Raw genomic sequence first — 15,723 nt, forward strand, 5'->3', positions numbered from 1 at the left:
GTGGAAAAATAACCAGTAAAAGATTGAGGGTACTTCATGCGTGATGCGGCAACCACTCCATCGTTAACCGAACGGACCAACATCGCGATTGGCGCCGCTCTTGCCGGACGCAAGCGCGGCGCCTTTACGCCGTTGCTGTTCGCCGGCCCTGCGGTGATTGCCTCTATTGCCTATATGGATCCCGGCAACTTCGCCACCAACATTCAGGCCGGGGCGAAATACGGCTACAGCCTGCTGTGGGTGGTGGTGATGGCCAACCTGATCGCCATGCTGTTCCAGGCGCTGTCGGCCAAGCTGGGCATCGTCACCAACCGCAATCTGGCGGAGATGTGCCGCGACCAGTTTTCACGGCCGGTAGTGATCGGCATGTGGCTGCTTAGCGAAGTGGCGGCGATGGCCACCGATCTGGCAGAGTTTCTCGGCGGGGCGATCGCGCTGGCGCTGCTGTTCCATATGCCGCTGTTGGCGGGGATGGGAGTGACGGCGGTGATCACCTATGCACTGTTGATGGTGGAAAAAAAGGTTTCCGCCCGGTCGAGCTGATGATCGGCGGCCTGGTGGGGATCATCGCGCTGTGTTACCTGGTCGAGATGTTCATCGTACCGGTGGATTGGCAGGCGGCCGGGATCGGCATGGTGACGCCGCAGCTGCCGGACGCGCAGGCGTTGACCATCGCCGTCGGCATTATCGGCGCCACCGTGATGCCGCACGCCATTTTCCTGCATTCGGGGCTGACCCAGCACCGCAGCCCGGCCAGCGATAACGGCGAACGGCGCAAGCTGCTGCGTTTCTCCAATATTGAGGTGGTGATCGCGCTGGCGCTCGCCGGGTTGGTGAATATTGCGATGGTGATCATGGCCTCGAGCGCCTTCCACGCCGGTAACAGCGACGTGGCCGAAATTGGCACCGCCTACCATACGCTGACGCCGCTGTTCGGCGCGGCGGCGGCCGGCATCTTCCTGGCTTCGCTGATCGCCTCCGGCATTTCCAGCTCGGTGGTGGGCACCATGGCCGGACAAATGATCATGCAGGGCTTCGTCGGTTTCCGTATCCCGGTGTGGGTGCGCCGTCTGGTCACCATGGTGCCGGCGTTCATCGTGGTGGCGATGGGCGTCAACGCCACCGACGCGCTGGTCTACAGCCAGGTGGTGCTGAGCTTGGCGCTGCCGGCGCCGATGATTGCGCTGGTAATGTTCACCCGTCGCCGCGACATCATGGGCGAGTTCGCCAACGGTCGCTGGACCAGCCTGGCGGCGGTGGTCGGCACGGTGGTGATTGTGCTGCTCAACGTGGTGTTGCTGCTGCAGACTTTTGGCGTCGATATCCCCGGGTTGGGATGAGCTGCGCGATCAGTGCCCGGCGGATTTACCGGCGAACAGTTCGCTGATGAAGTCGACGAAAACCCGAATTTTATGGCTGCGATCCCGCAGGCGCGGATAGAGAATATTGATTGGCGCCCCAAGGGGCGCCCACTCCTGCAGTATCGGTTCCAGTTCGCCCGTCTTCAGATAGTTTTCCAGCGTGCAGTCCAGCAAGTAAACCAGGCCGAGATGGTTCCTGGCCACCTCACACAGCGATTGTGAATGGTTGAAGCTCAACAGCGGGCTGGGCGCCAGACGGTAGCGCTCGTCACCACGAATGAACTGCCAGTCGTCCGCCGCCGCCGCGCCTGAACGGATAAATCCCAGCCGCTGATGGCGTTGCAACTGCTCCGGGTGTTCCGGCCGGCCGTGGCGCGCAAAATAATCGGGAGACGCACAGCACAGATAACGGGGTTGCAGCAATGGGCGGCTGACCATCTCGGGGATGTTGCCGGCGCCGATGCGAATAAACACGTCGGCGCGATCTTCCGCCGGATTGACCAAGCGATCGCTGACCGACACGCTGAGCTGCAACTCTGGGTATTGCGCCAAAAAAGCCGGGAGCGCCGGGGCGATATGCATGCTGCTGAGCATCGAGGCTATCTCGACCCGCAGCGGTCCTCGTGGTTGTTCAAAATCGCACGACATGTCGTTTTTCAGCCGGTCAAACTGCTGCAAAATTTCTTGCGCGGTGCGATAGCAACGCTCCCCGGCGCTGGTCAGCGAGAAGCGCCGGGTTGAACGCTTGAACAGGCGTTGCCCGAACTGTTTTTCAAGCTGATTGATGCTGTATGTGACGCTGGCCGGAGAGAGCCCCATTTTGGTTGCCGCCTGGCTGAACCCCTCCATTTCCACCACCTGGCAGAATACGCGCAGCGCGTGCAGTTCATTCATGTTAACGGCTTCCATTATTTAAATTATTAAAAGAGTATTTTTAAATATGTCGGCTGTCAATTTAACGCGGTATTGGATAATTTATTTCCAGCGTTTTTATTTATCTGAAATCGCATCCTGTATTGCCATTATGAAATAACGCCTGAGAGGATATTTATATGAAAAAATTAACTGCCGTATTGTTATTGGTGGGCGTGGGCTTGTACGGCCAAAGTTATGCCGCAAGCAGCGAGGCCGCATCGCAAAGTTACAGGGTTTCCGCTGAGGCGAGCGTCGCGGCCGAGCAGAAGGCGGTGTATAACCTGATAAGCCGCTACCAGGCAGCGCTTAACGCCGGCGATACGCAAACAATTTTGTCACTTTTTGCCCCGGAAAGTTACTCGCAATGGAACGAAAAACCGACGGCGGACAGCAATGAAAAACGCCGACAACAATATGACAATTTATTTAAAAACGAGAAATTTGAAACCGAGTTTGCTTATGACAGCATCAGTGTGAACGGGAATATGGCCTATGTGCGCACGCACCATCATCGCGGCGCGACGGTAACCCGAATAAGCGACGGAGCCACCTTGATCGATTTAAACCGTGAAGTATTTGTATTGGAGAAACAGCAGGGCCAGTGGAAGATCGTGGTCTACACCTTTAATACCAACCCGATTCAAGGGGTGAGTTGAGTGACACTGACAAAGGCCGCGCAAGCGGCCTTATTGTGTCGCGCGACGGCTAAAGATTTCCCACGCCGCCGTCCATCTGCAGCTCCGCGCCGACCATAAAGGCCGACTCATCCGCCGCCAGAAACACCGCCGCTTTGGCCAGCTCCAACGCGCTGCCCATGCGGCCGATCGGCACCAGCGCGCGGATATCGTCGCGCAAGGCCCGCTCATCCGCTTCCGCCAGCCCCAGCTTACCCAGCGCCGGGGTTTCGGTCGGGCCGGGGCTGAGGCCGTTGACGCGAATGCCGCGCGCGTGCAGCTCGCCGGAGAGCGTTCTGGCCAAAGACAACAAACCGGCTTTACTGGCGGCGTAGGCGCTGCTCTGCGGCAGGCCGATATGGGCGCTGACCGAACCGCACAGGATCACCGAAGAAGGGTTGGCCAGCAGCGGCAGCAGCGCCTGGATCAGAAAGAACGGCCCCTTCAGGTTGATGTCCATCAGCCGCTGGTAGCTCTGCTCATCCCATTCCTGCAGCGGGCGATGCGTGACGTCGCCGGCGTTAACGTACAGCACGTCCAGCCGCGGCCACCGTTGCTCCAACTGCTGCGCCAGCGCGCGCTGCTGTGGGATGTCGCCGGCGTCGCTCAGCAGCAGCAGCGCGTTGCCCGCCAATGCCTGGCCCGCCGCGTCCAGGGCGCGTTGGCTGCGGCCGGTGATCGCCACCGTTGCGCCCTCGGCGATGAACTGGCGGGCGGTTTCCAGCCCGATGCCGCTGGTGCCGCCGGTAATCAATGCGTATTTGCCTTGCAGTCGTGACATAACCGATTCCTCTTTAGCGTCTGTTGCGGCATTATTTGCGCTATAGTTCCTTTTGCATAGTAGGCACCTTTTGGATACTAAAGGACGAGGAGGGATGAAATGACGACGCAAGCGCCCTTAACGGCGGAAAATAATTTGTCGGCGCTGCCGACGGCGGGCGAACCCTGCCCGATGGTGGACTTCGTCAATCTGGTGTCGGGCAAATGGGCGATACCCATCCTGTACCGGCTGATCATAATCGATGGCCCGGTGCGATTCAGCGAGCTGCAGCGGGCGGTGGCGCCCATCGCGCAAAAAGAGCTGACGCGCCAGCTGCGGCTGTTCGAACAACGCGGTCTGGTGACGCGGCAGGTGTATCCCGAAGTGCCGCCGCGAGTGGAGTATCAGGTCACCGCGCTGGGCAAATCGCTGCGGCCGACGCTGGACTCGCTGGCCGAGTGGATGCGTCGGCATGCCCCGCAGCTGATCGGCGGTTAGTCGCCGATGCCCGGCGGGTTGATGGTTGAACGCTCGACCTTTTCGTCGCCTTCGCCCCAGCGTTCCAGCACCTGCGCGTATTCGCCGCTGACGATCGCGCCATTGATCGCGGCGTTGACGGCGTTCACCAATCCGTTGCCTTTTTTGGTGGTGACCGCGACGTAGGCCACGTTGGGGCCGATGCCGACCATTTTGGTTTTGCCGGTCAGCGCCGCCTTGTAGGCGCCGGTGGAGTGGGGGCCGAAGAACGCATCGGCGCGCCCGGACTGAATGCTGAGGTTGGTGGCGGCGTCGTCGGTCACGTAGATCGGCTGTACCGGCGGCAGCCCGGCGGCGCGATTCTGCTTATCCCATCCCAGCAGAATGTTTTCCTGATTGGTGCCGGATCCGACGATGATCCGCAGCCCGGCCACATCCTGCGGGCGGTTGATCGCGGTGATGTGGCTGGTGGATTTGACGTAAAAGCCCAGCGTGTCCACCCGGTAGGTGGCGAAATCGAATTTGGTTTTACGCTGTTTGGTGACGGCGATGTTGAAGATCGCCGCATCGTATTTGCCCGCGCTGATGCCCAGCGGCCAATCTTCCCAGGAGGTGGGCACCAGATTCAGCTCCAGCCCGAGGCTGTCGGCCACCAGGCGGGCGATGTCCGGATCGCTGCCGATCAGCGTTTTATTGTCTTCGGCGAACAGCGCCAGCGGCGGGGAGTTCTCGAATGCTACCGCCACCGTCAGCTTGCCGGGCACCGCGAAGTGAAAGTTCGCCGGGATCAGCGCGATAGCGGCGGGATTTTTCTCTGTGTGTATCGGCTCTCGGTTAGCCTGCAGATCGATACCGCCCGTCGTGGCCGCCTGCACGGCAGCGCTCAGCAACAGCGCGCACAGCGCCGCAATCTTCAGTGGCATAGTGCCCTCTATCCTTTGTTAATCATGGGGTTACTATTGGCGGCGGCGCGGGGCAAGTAAAGCAACAATAGTGAATAACCAAAGTGAAAAGATGCACAAGCGGGGCGACGGCCTGCGCGAATCTGCAGCACTCGACGTGGAAAGTGCGCAATCAGGTTGAAAGCAGTAGAATTTGTCACTCATACTGCGTACAGCTAATTGTGTAAAACAAGGAACGCCAGATGGCCGAAGAAACGATTTTCAGTAAAATTATCCGCCGCGAAATCCCTGCTGATGTGGTTTACCAGGATGAACTGGTCACCGCTTTCCGTGACATCTCCCCCCAGGCGCCTACCCATGTGCTGATCGTTCCCAACGTGCTGATCCCAACCGTCAACGACGTGACCGTGGAGCATGAGGCCGCATTGGGCCGCATGATCACCGCCGCGGCGAAAATCGCCGAACAGGAAGGCATCGCCGAGGACGGCTACCGCCTGATCGTCAACTGCAACCGCCACGCCGGTCAGGAGGTCTATCATATTCATATGCACCTGGTCGGTGGCCGCTCGCTGGGGCCGCTGCTGTCACGTTAAGCGAGGAAATCATGCGCGGTAAAAAAACTCTGCGTTGTCTGATGGCGTTGGCGCTGCCCGCCGCGTTGCTGATGGGGTGCAGTTCGCCATCCGGCATCGCGGTTAACCGGGGGCAAACGGTGGTGATGGATCCTTCGGTGCTGACCGCCGGCATTTTTGCCGATACGCCCTCTGTCTCGAACGCTTCCGGGCGGGTGATGGCGACTTCGGTGCTCAATAACAGCCAACCGACGCCGGTCACCGTGCATTATCGTTTCTATTGGTACGACGCGCAGGGGCTGGATATTCGCCCCTTCGAGAAACCGCGTGAGATCGTCGTGGCGCCTAACTCGGACGCCAAAATCTACTCGATTAACGGTAATCTGGAAGCTAAAAGCGCGCGTCTGTATCTGTACCTGTAAGCGCTTGCCAGGTTTGGAGAAAAAGCATGAAAAAGTACGTCTTAGTGGCGCTGGCCGCATTCACCCTGAGCGGCTGTCTGTCGCGCCCGCCTGAGCCGGATCAGCCGTTGCCGCCGGTCACCGCCGAACCGGAACAGCCAACGCCGCCGGTCGAGCAGCCGCAGCCACCAACCACCGAGCCGGTGCCGCAGCCGCCGAAAATCCAGCAGCTTGACTGGCTGGGCAGCGTTCAGCCGCTGGTGAATCAGATGCTGAAGGCCGATGGCGTCACGGCCGGCAGCGTGCTGCTGCTGGACAGCGTCAAGAACAACACCAACGGCTCGCTGCAGATGGGCAAAGCCACCGCGGCGCTGTATAAGGCGCTGGCGTCGAACTCCACCTTCAGCGTGGTGCCGGAAGCGAAGCTGACGAGCGCCAGACAAACGCTGGGCCTGTCGGCGGATGACAGCTTCGGCTCGCGCAGCAAGGCGATTGGCCTGGCGCGCATCGTCGGCGCGCAGTACGTGTTGTACAGCGACGTCAGCGGCGACGTGAAGTCGCCGGCGTTGGATATGCAGCTGATGCTGGTGCAAACCGGCGAGATCGTCTGGTCGGGCAATGGCGCCGTTAAACGCTGAGGCCGCGCTGCGACAATTGATGGAAACCAGACTGCCGGCGGTGAATACCGCCGGTTGTCATTTCAGCCCGGTGCAGGGGCTGACCGGCGAGAGCTGGCGCATCGACGGATCGGGCATTATGCTGCTGGCGCGGCAAAACAGCGCGGAGAAACGCGCGCTGGGCGTGAGCAGACGGCGGGAAGCGCAGGTCTTGCGTCGCTGCGCGTCGGGGCTGGGACCACGGGTTTTCGCGCAGAATAATCAGTGGCTTGTCCTCGAATGGCTCGAAGGTGACATCGTCACAGAAGCTGAGTTTGACATGCTGAATCAACGCGGCGAGCTGGCGGCGATGGCGACGACGCTGCACCGGCGGCCGCTCAGCGGTTACCGGCTGGATCTGCGGCGGCAGTTCCTCCGCTACTGGCAGCAGCTGGATACGCGGCGCTTAACCCCCGCCTGGCTGCGTTGGCAGCGTCATTTCTTACGCTGCGCGCCGCCGCGGCCATTACGCTTGGCGCCGCTGCACATGGACATCCACCCGGGCAATTTGCTCGCGACCGGCGAGGGGCTGCGGCTGATCGACTGGGAGTATGCCGCCGACGGCGATGTGGCGTTGGATATCGCCGCGCTGTTTCGCGGCAACGGCTGGGCGGCTGAGCCGCAGCAGCGCTTTTTGCAGCACTACGCGCGTCAGGGCTATCACGACGTCGCCCGGCTGCAGGCGCAGGTGCAGCGCTGGCTGCCGTGGGTGGATTATCTGATGCTGCTGTGGTTTGAAGTGCGCTGGCAGCAGAGCGGCGACGTTGAATTTTTGCGCTGGGGCGCGGCGCTGCGCCGGCAATTCTGTTTATCATCATCCGAATTCTGAACGAACAATATGAAGTGAGGTGCCCGTGGGCCCAGTAATGTTAGATGTCGCCGGCTACGAGCTGGATGCAGAAGAACGCGAGATTCTGAAACACCCGCTGGTTGGCGGATTGATCCTGTTTACCCGCAATTTCCACGATGCGGAGCAGCTGCGTGAGCTGGTGCGCCAGATCCGCGCCGCTTCGCACGATCGGCTGGTGGTGGCCGTGGATCAGGAGGGCGGGCGCGTGCAGCGCTTCCGCGAAGGCTTCACCCGCTTGCCGGCGGCGCAATCGTTCGCCGCCTTGAACGATGCGCAAGAAGGTGGCCGCCTGGCGCAGGAGGCCGGCTGGCTGATGGCGGCGGAGATGATCGCGCAGGATATCGACATTAGCTTTGCGCCGGTGCTGGACATCGGCCATGCCAGCGCGGCGATCGGCGAGCGTTCGTTCCACAGCGATCCGCAGCAGGCGTTGGCGATGGCGGAGCGCTTTATCCTCGGCATGCACAGCGCCGGCATGAAAACCACCGGTAAGCACTTCCCGGGGCACGGCGCCGTCAGCGCCGATTCGCACAAGGAAACCCCGCGCGATCCGCGGCCGCTGGCGCAGATCCGCGAGCATGACATGGCGATCTTCCGCGAGCTGATCAATCGTCAGCTGCTGGACGCCGTCATGCCGGCTCACGTCATCTATACTGAAGCGGACCCGCGTCCGGCCAGCGGCTCGCCGTACTGGCTGCAGCAGATCCTGCGTCAGGAGCTGGGCTTCGACGGCGTGATTTTCTCCGACGATCTGTCGATGGAAGGCGCCGCCATCATGGGCAGCTATGCCGAACGCGGCCAGGCGGCGCTGGATGCCGGTTGCGACATGATCCTGGTGTGCAACCACCGCGAAGGCGCGGTCAGCGTGTTGGATAACCTGTCCCCGGTCAAAGCAGAGAAGGTGAAGCGGTTATATCATCGCGGTCAGTTCACCCGTCAGGAACTGCGCGACTCCGAGCGCTGGCAGCAGGCGCACAAGGCGCTCAGCGCGCTGAGCGAACGCTGGGAGGAGCACAAGCAGCGTTCGCAAGGGTGAATCCAGGCGCCGCATCGCGGCGCAGAGCGGAAATGATGAGGGCCGCGCCCGCGGCCCTTGGCTTGTTGCGAGGATCCACATGATTATCTATTTGCACGGCTTCGATTCCACCAGCCCCGGCAATCATGAAAAGGTGTTACAGCTGCAGTTTATCGATCCGGATGTGCGCTTTATCAGCTACAGCACGCTACACCCGCGTCACGACATGCAGCATCTGTTGAAAGAGGTGGACAAGGCGGTGCAGCAGGGCGGCGATGCGCACCCGTTGATCTGCGGGGTCGGCCTCGGCGGCTTCTGGGCGGAGCGCATCGGCTTCCTGTGCGGCATTCGCCAGGCGATGTTCAATCCCAACCTGTACCCGGAAGAGCACATGCACGGCAAGATAGACCGGCCGGAAGAGTATCGCGATATCGCCACCAAGTGCGTGGAGGATTTCCGCGAGAAAAACCGCGATCGCTGTCTGGTGGTGCTGTCGCGCCACGACGAGGTGCTGGATAACCCGCGCAGCGCCGAATTGCTGCATCACTACTACGAGATCGTGTGGGATGAACAGCAGACGCACAAGTTCAAAAACATCTCGCCGCATCTGCAGCGGCTCAAGGCGTTCAAGGCGCTGGGTTAACAGTTTCATAACGCTGCCGCGAGCCGCGCTCCCCGTTTTTCACCGACGGAAAGTGCGGCTTTTTTGTGCGCCAAAGCCAGATTTTGCGTGGCAATCGGCAAAATTTAAAACTGTGACTCAGCGCTAACTATTTGAATCGCAATCCCCAAAAAATGCCCTCGTCCAGCCTTTAACCAAAAAAAATTGATGTACGTCAATTTTGGTATGACCAAATAACCTCGCATGCTATTCTGGCTGCAGAGAGCCGATTTATTTTACGCGAACCCTATGTATTCTAAGGATATTATTTATTTACCCTGGGATAACAAATGGTTCACATTTAGGGGGTTATTTTGACAACGCCAAAGAAGAAAATCGTTATTGTCGGCGGCGGCGCCGGTGGTCTGGAGCTGGCGACCAGCCTGGGCCATAAACTTGGCCGTAAGAACAAAGCCGAGATCACGCTGGTGGATCGCAACCACAGCCATTTGTGGAAACCGCTGTTGCACGAAGTGGCGACCGGCTCCCTCGATGACGGCGTGGATGCGCTCAGCTACCTGGCGCACGCGCGCAACCACCATTTCAGCTTCCAACTGGGGTCGTTGACCAACATCAACCGCGAGATGCAAACGCTGCAGCTGGCGCAGATCTGCGACGAGCAGGGCGGCGAGCTGGTGCCGGCGCGTGAACTGCCGTACGACATCCTGGTGATGGCGCTGGGCAGCACCTCAAACGATTTCGGTACGCCGGGCGTGAAAGAGCACTGCATCTTCCTGGATAACCCGCATCAGGCACGTCGTTTCCACAACGAAATGCTTAACCTGTTCCTGAAGTTCTCGGCGCAGCCGGGGCAAAAAGAGCGGGTCAACATCGCCATCGTCGGCGGCGGCGCCACCGGCGTTGAACTGTCCGCCGAACTGCACAACGCGGTGAAACAGCTGCACAGCTACGGTTTTGAAGGCCTGGACAACAGCGCGCTCAACGTGACGCTGGTCGAAGCCGGCGAGCGCATTCTGCCGGCGCTGCCGCCGCGCATTTCCGCTGCGGCGCACCAGGAGCTGATCAAGCTGGGCGTGCGCGTGCTGACCAACACCATGGTGACCAGCGCGGACGCCAAAGGCCTGAATACCAAGGGCGGCGAGTTCATCGACGCCGATCTGATGGTGTGGGCGGCGGGCATCAAAGCGCCGGACTTTATGAAGGACATCGGCGGCCTGGAAACCAACCGCATCAACCAGTTGGTGGTGGAGCCGACGCTGCAGACCACGCGCGATCCGAACATCTTCGCCATCGGCGACTGCGCCTCTTGCCCGAAAGAGGGCGGCGGTTTCGTGCCGCCGCGCGCCCAGTCGGCGCACCAGATGGCCTCACGCTGCGCCACCAATATTCTGGCGCTGATGAATGGTCAGACGCTGAAGCCTTACGTGTACAAAGACCACGGTTCGCTGGTGTCGCTGTCGCGCTTCAGCACCGTCGGCAGCCTGATGGGCAACCTGATGCGCGGCTCGATGATGGTGGAAGGGCGCATTGCGCGTTTCGTCTACATCTCGCTGTACCGCATGCACCAGGTGGCGCTGCACGGCTACATCAAAACCGGCCTGATGATGCTGGTGGGCGGCATTAACCGGGTGATCCGCCCGCGTCTGAAGATGCACTGATCCCGCCGTTGTCGATCAACCCGCGCCGGTTCGCCCGCGCGGGTTTTTTTATGGCGGCGCGAGGCTAACGGCGGCGGTTGCTTGATTCTTCAGCATAAGCTGTCGCCGACATGGGTAAAATTCTTAAGATTCCTCCTAAACAACGGCAAAACGGCCGTTTTCCCGCATTTTTGGTCCCCTTATCTTATTGCGAGCCCTCAAATCATTGTGCAGACTTTACCTCGTTTACAGACGGCGCGTCGCGCACGCCGTAAACCGGGATACCGCAAGCCGCCCATGCGCAAAATAATAAGCGCGGTGCCATGCCGGTAACAGACCCGGAAAAAATGCGTGGTAACACTTTCAGGAGGTTTCCTGTGAACAAGTCAATGTTAGCCGGTGTTGGGATTGGCATCGCTGCCGCTCTGGGGATTGCCGCGGTAGCCAGCCTGGACGTCTTTTCTGCCGGTCCGCAATATGCGCAGGTGCTCGCCGCAACGCCGATTAAAGAAACCATCAAAACGCCGCGTCAGGAATGCCGCAACGTCACCGTCACGCACCGTGCACCGGTGCAGGATGAAAACCGCATCGCCGGTTCTGTGCTGGGCGCAGTGGCGGGCGGCGTGATCGGCCACCAGTTCGGCGGCGGTCGCGGACGCGACGTGGCGACCGTGGTGGGCGCTCTGGGCGGCGGCTACGCCGGTAACCAGGTGCAAGGGGCGATGCAGAATAACGATGTCACCACCAGCGTTCAGCAGCGTTGCAAAACGGTCTACGACAAGTCTCAGAAAATGCTGGGCTATGACGTGACCTACAAGATCGGCAATCAGCAGGGCAAGATCCGCATGGATCACGATCCGGGCACCCAAATCCCGTTGGACAAAAACGGCCAGCTGGTGCTGAACAGAGCCTGATCGACGCATTCGAATTAAACCCGCGGGCAGTGTTAGTTCTGATCGTTTAACTCGGTTAAGCGAGCGGCGTTAACATTGACGCGGGTTTCTGCTTTTTGTCTGCCCGCGAATTCGACGATCGTTCTAATGTCTGCGTGCGATATCACTGGGCAAAACTTCAAAAAAGCCCCCGCGTTTGTTATATTATTGTGCGATTAAGCGGTGTGTTCGGCGCTAATCGCCGCACCGGCCAAACCCGAGTATTTCGTCTCGCAGAGATAACGACATGTTAGATTTTCGCTTTCCGACAGCGTTGCAAATGGTCCTTAGCGTCGCCGTAGCTGAGAAGCAGGGCATGCGTTCGACGAGCGCCACGCTCGCCGCCACTCTGGAAGCTAACCCGAGCTTTATCCGCAAACTGATGGTGCCGCTGACCAAAGACGGCATCATCGTTTCCACCCTGGGCCGAAACGGCTCTATCCACCTCGGCCGCCCGGCGGAAGAGATTACCCTGCGGGATATCTACCTGGCGGTGATCGACGACAAGCGCATCTGGGCCTCACGCCCTGAAGTGCCGGCCCGTTGCCTGGTGAGCGCCAACGCCTGTTGGTATTTTAAATCGGTGGTGAACGAGGCCGAGCAGGCTTCGCTCGCGGTGCTGGCGCGCCACACCGTGGCTGACTCGCTGGCCGAACTGGAGCGGGGCGACAAGCGCGCCTGTGCGGAATACGCCGCCGCGCAAGAGGCCGAAACCGCCGATAAATAATCGCGGTTCTGATGCATAAAGAAAGGTCGGGCAATGCCCGACCTTTTTGCATGTTAAGACGAGGATTACGCCGTCTGCGTCTGCGTTTTGCGTGCCACCAGGCGACGCAGGGTGACGTAGAACACCGGCGTCAGGAACAGCCCGAACAGGGTGACCCCCAGCATGCCGGAGAACACCGTGATGCCGGTGACGCCGCGCACTTCGGCGCCGGCGCCGTGGCCGAGGATCAGCGGGATGGTGCCGGCGATGAAGGCGATGGAGGTCATCACGATCGGTCGCAACCGCAGGCGACAGGCTTCCAGCGCCGCCTCGACGATGCCTTTGCCCTGCATTTCCAGCTCGCGGGCGAACTCGACGATCAGAATCGCGTTCTTGCAGGCCAGCCCCATCAGAACGACCAACCCGACCTGCACGAACACGTTGTTGTCGCCGCCGGTCAACCACACGCCGAACAGCGCCGACAGCATGGTCATCGGCACGATCAGGATCACCGCCAGCGGCAGCGTCCAGCTTTCATACAGCACCGCCAGCGCGAGGAACGCCAGCAGCACCGCGACCGGGAACACCACCAGCGCGGCGTTGCCCTGGGTCGATTGCTGGTAGCTCAGATCGGTCCACTGGATGTTCATGCCGTTCGGCAACAGCTTGCCGGCCATTTGCGTCAGCGCGCTCATCGCCTGGGTAGAGGAGAGGACGCGCGGATCGGCGTCGCCGATCAGGTCCGCCGCCGGGAAACCGTTGTAGCGGATCACCGGATCCGGGCCGTAGGTCGTGCCGATGCTGACCATACTGCCGATCGGCACCATTTCGCCTTTGTCGTTGCGGGTACGCAGGTTGGCGATGTCTTCCACGCTGTCGCGGAACTGGCCGTCGGCCTGCGCCATCACCTTCCAGGTGCGGCCGTAACGGTTAAAGTCGTTGATGTAAGACGAACCGAGGTAGGTCTGCAGCGTGCTGAACAGCGCATTGAGCGGCACCCCTTGGGCCTTGGCCTTGTCGCGATCGATTTTGGCGTCCAGCTGCGGCACGTTGGCCTGATAAGAGGAGATCGGGAAGCCCATGCCCGGCGTTTGCATAATGGCGCCGGACATCGTGTTGATCGCGGTCTGCAGCGCGCCGTAACCCAGCCCGCCGCGATCCTGCACGTACAGCGAATAGCCGGAACCCTGGCCGATGCCGAGGATCGGCGGCGGCATGATCGAGAAGGCGAAACCTTCCTGGATCTGCGAAATGCGCGCGTTGATCTCGGCGTTGATCTGCGCCGCGGTGCGGGTACGGGTGCTCAATGACTCCAGCGCGAAGAATACCGTGCCGGTATTCGGCGTATTGGTGAACTGCAGCGCGTTCAGGCCGGGGAAGGCCACCGCATCGGTGACGCCGTCCACGCTCAGGCCGATGGCGCTCATCTTGCGGATCACCGCATCGGTGCGCTCCAGCGAGGCGCCTTCCGGCATCTTCACGCCGCCAATCAGATACAGCTTGTCCTGCGTCGGGATAAAGCCGCCGGGCACGGTCTTGAACATTACCCCGGCGGCGATCAGCAGCAGCAGGTAGACGACGAACACTGCGCCGCGTCGGCCCAGCACGCGGGATACCCCGTGCTGATAACGCTGCGAGCCGCTGGCGAAGAAGCGGTTGAACGGCCGGAACAGCCAGCCGAACAGCCGGTCGATCAGGCGCGACGGCAGATCTTTCGGCGCGCCGTGCGGCTTCAGCAAGCGCGCCGCCAGCGCCGGCGACAGGGTCAGCGAGTTGATGGCGGAGATCACCGTCGAGATGGCGATGGTGACGGCGAACTGTTTGTAGAACTGGCCGGTAACGCCGGAGAGGAACGCCATCGGCACAAACACCGCGCACAGCACCACGGCGATGGCGATGATCGGGCCGGAGACCTCGCGCATCGCCTGGTGCGCTGCCGCCAGCGGCGACAGCCCCTCTTCGATGTTGCGCTCGACGTTCTCCACCACCACGATGGCGTCATCCACCACGATGCCGATCGCCAGCACCAGCCCGAACAGGCTAAGGGTGTTGAGCGAGAAGCCGAGCAGATACAGCGCGGCGAAGGTGCCGACTACGGAGATCGGCACCGCCAACAGGGGAATGATCGAGGCGCGCCAGGTCTGCAGGAACAGAATGACCACCAGCACCACCAGGATCACCGCTTCCAGCAGGGTGTCCACCACCGCGCGGATCGAATCGCGCACGAACACCGTCGGATCGTACGGCGATTTCCAGCTCATGCCGTCCGGGAAGCGCGTCGCCAGCTCGGCCATCTTGCCGCGCACCGCGTCCGACAGCTCGATGGCGTTGGCGCCCGGCGACTGGAAGATGCCGATGCCGACCGCATCCTTGTTATTGAGCTGGGCGCGCAGCGCGTAGCTGCCGGAACCCATTTCGATGCGCGCCACGTCGCGCAGCCGCACGATCTCGCCGTTATCGCCGCTCTTGAGAATGATGTTGCCGAACTCTTCTTCGGTTTGCAGGCGGCCCTGGGCGTTGATCGACAGCAGATAGTCGCTGCGCGTCGGCATCGGCTCCGCGCCGAGCTGGCCGGCGGAGACCTGCACGTTCTGCTCCTGCATGGCGCTCACCACGTCGGAGGCGGTCAGCCCGCGCGCGGCGACCTTGTTCGGATCGAGCCAGATGCGCATTGCGTATTCGCCGGCGCCGAAGATCTGCACCTGACCGACGCCCGGCAGGCGGGCCAGTTCATCCTTGACCTTCAGGGTGGCGTAGTTGCGCAGGTACAGCGAGTCGTACTTGCCGGAAGGCGATACCAGATGCACCACCAGCGTCAGCGCCGGAGACTGTTTCTGGGTAGTGATGCCCTGGCGGCGCACATCCTCCGGCAGACGCGCTTCGGCCTGCGCCACGCGGTTTTGCACCTGCACCTGCGCCTGATCGGGATCGGTGCCCGGGCGGAAGGTGACGGTGGTCACCAGCACGCCGTCGGAGCCGGCGACCGATTTCATGTACATCATGTTTTCGACGCCGTTGATCGCTTCTTCCAGCGGCGTCGCCACCGTTTCAGCAATCTCTTTCGGGTTGGCGCCCGGGTATTCGGCGCGCACCTGCACGCTGGGCGGCACCACGTCCGGGTACTCGCTGATCGGCAGCAGCGGAATGGCGATCACCCCGGCGACAAAAATCAGTATCGACAGCACCGCGGCGAAGATCGGCCGGTCGATGAAAAAACGGGAAAAGTCCATGGGTCAGAATTCT

General features: G+C 61.1%; 15 protein-coding genes and 1 pseudogene. 12 read left to right on the forward strand and 4 right to left on the reverse strand.

All coding sequences use genetic code 11. The features are described 5' to 3' along the window. The first annotated feature begins 36 nt into the window (after positions 1-36). Positions 37-1,340: pseudogene (locus ACORQT_RS09300) on the forward strand (Nramp family divalent metal transporter). Positions 1,341-1,349: 9 nt separating this feature from the next. Here the strand turns inward: ACORQT_RS09300 and ACORQT_RS09305 are convergent. Next, complete coding sequence (locus ACORQT_RS09305) at positions 1,350-2,255, reverse strand: LysR family transcriptional regulator (protein ID WP_164057152.1); 906 nt, start codon at positions 2,253-2,255, stop codon at positions 1,350-1,352. Positions 2,256-2,413: 158 nt separating this feature from the next. On the opposite strand from ACORQT_RS09305, the gene ACORQT_RS09310 reads away from it, so the two are divergent. Continuing rightward, entirely contained in the window at positions 2,414-2,932 is a 519-nt protein-coding gene (locus ACORQT_RS09310) for a YybH family protein (RefSeq protein WP_164057151.1), read from the forward strand. A 49-nt stretch (positions 2,933-2,981) separates the two neighbouring features. Here ACORQT_RS09310 and ACORQT_RS09315 read toward each other — a convergent pair whose 3' ends face one another. Next, positions 2,982-3,731 carry an SDR family oxidoreductase gene (locus tag ACORQT_RS09315; RefSeq protein WP_060659656.1) on the reverse strand — a complete coding sequence of 250 codons (750 nt, stop codon included), beginning with the start codon at positions 3,729-3,731 and terminating at the stop codon, positions 2,982-2,984. A 99-nt stretch (positions 3,732-3,830) separates the two neighbouring features. Between ACORQT_RS09315 and ACORQT_RS09320 the strand changes: the two genes are divergently transcribed. After that, a complete protein-coding gene (locus tag ACORQT_RS09320; RefSeq protein WP_080273385.1) occupies positions 3,831-4,208 on the forward strand; it encodes a winged helix-turn-helix transcriptional regulator in 378 nt (125 codons plus the stop codon). On the opposite strand, the gene ACORQT_RS09325 is transcribed toward ACORQT_RS09320, so the two are convergent. Next, positions 4,205-5,110: a transporter substrate-binding domain-containing protein gene (locus tag ACORQT_RS09325; protein WP_033642700.1), complete on the reverse strand. Its 906-nt coding sequence runs from the start codon at positions 5,108-5,110 to the stop codon at positions 4,205-4,207. The two genes, ACORQT_RS09320 and ACORQT_RS09325, sit on opposite strands and share 4 nt — an antisense overlap. Positions 5,111-5,331: 221 nt before the next feature. Between ACORQT_RS09325 and hinT the strand changes: the two genes are divergently transcribed. The 9 genes from hinT (at position 5,332) to ACORQT_RS09370 (ending at position 12,501) form a co-directional block, all read left to right on the forward strand. After that, the gene (gene hinT / locus ACORQT_RS09330) at positions 5,332-5,682 is read left to right on the forward strand and encodes a purine nucleoside phosphoramidase (RefSeq protein WP_004928776.1); all 351 of its coding nucleotides are present in this window, start codon (positions 5,332-5,334) and stop codon (positions 5,680-5,682) included. Positions 5,683-5,693: 11 nt separating this feature from the next. Next, positions 5,694-6,083 carry a YcfL family protein gene (locus tag ACORQT_RS09335; RefSeq protein ID WP_025302428.1) on the forward strand — a complete coding sequence of 130 codons (390 nt, stop codon included), beginning with the start codon at positions 5,694-5,696 and terminating at the stop codon, positions 6,081-6,083. 26 nt (positions 6,084-6,109) lie between these two features. Next, positions 6,110-6,700, forward strand: a complete 591-nt coding sequence (gene lpoB, locus ACORQT_RS09340) for a penicillin-binding protein activator LpoB (RefSeq protein WP_044031470.1) — start codon at positions 6,110-6,112, stop codon at positions 6,698-6,700. Further along, positions 6,681-7,547: a thiamine kinase gene (thiK, locus tag ACORQT_RS09345; protein ID WP_089191544.1), complete on the forward strand. Its 867-nt coding sequence runs from the start codon at positions 6,681-6,683 to the stop codon at positions 7,545-7,547. Before lpoB ends, thiK begins: the two co-directional genes overlap by 20 nt. A gap of 37 nt (positions 7,548-7,584) precedes the next feature. Then, positions 7,585-8,604, forward strand: a complete 1,020-nt coding sequence (nagZ, locus tag ACORQT_RS09350; protein WP_033650752.1) for a beta-N-acetylhexosaminidase — start codon at positions 7,585-7,587, stop codon at positions 8,602-8,604. A 79-nt stretch (positions 8,605-8,683) separates the two neighbouring features. Then, positions 8,684-9,226: an alpha/beta hydrolase YcfP gene (gene ycfP / locus ACORQT_RS09355; RefSeq protein ID WP_042784218.1), complete on the forward strand. Its 543-nt coding sequence runs from the start codon at positions 8,684-8,686 to the stop codon at positions 9,224-9,226. A gap of 332 nt (positions 9,227-9,558) precedes the next feature. Then, positions 9,559-10,863 carry an NAD(P)/FAD-dependent oxidoreductase gene (locus ACORQT_RS09360; protein WP_072627812.1) on the forward strand — a complete coding sequence of 435 codons (1,305 nt, stop codon included), beginning with the start codon at positions 9,559-9,561 and terminating at the stop codon, positions 10,861-10,863. A 356-nt stretch (positions 10,864-11,219) separates the two neighbouring features. Further along, on the forward strand, positions 11,220-11,756 hold the full coding sequence (locus ACORQT_RS09365; protein WP_004928798.1) for a glycine zipper 2TM domain-containing protein: 537 nt from the start codon (positions 11,220-11,222) through the stop codon (positions 11,754-11,756). A gap of 265 nt (positions 11,757-12,021) precedes the next feature. Continuing rightward, positions 12,022-12,501: an RrF2 family transcriptional regulator gene (locus tag ACORQT_RS09370; RefSeq protein WP_033642703.1), complete on the forward strand. Its 480-nt coding sequence runs from the start codon at positions 12,022-12,024 to the stop codon at positions 12,499-12,501. 65 nt (positions 12,502-12,566) lie between these two features. Here the strand turns inward: ACORQT_RS09370 and sdeB are convergent, their stop codons facing one another. Continuing rightward, complete coding sequence (sdeB, locus tag ACORQT_RS09375; protein WP_444859363.1) at positions 12,567-15,710, reverse strand: multidrug efflux RND transporter permease subunit SdeB; 3,144 nt, start codon at positions 15,708-15,710, stop codon at positions 12,567-12,569. Positions 15,711-15,723 lie beyond the last annotated feature (13 nt).

It is taken from the genome of Serratia sp. (in: enterobacteria) (genome assembly GCF_052400455.1).
GTDB classification, from domain to species: Bacteria; Pseudomonadota; Gammaproteobacteria; order Enterobacterales; family Enterobacteriaceae; genus Serratia; species Serratia ureilytica.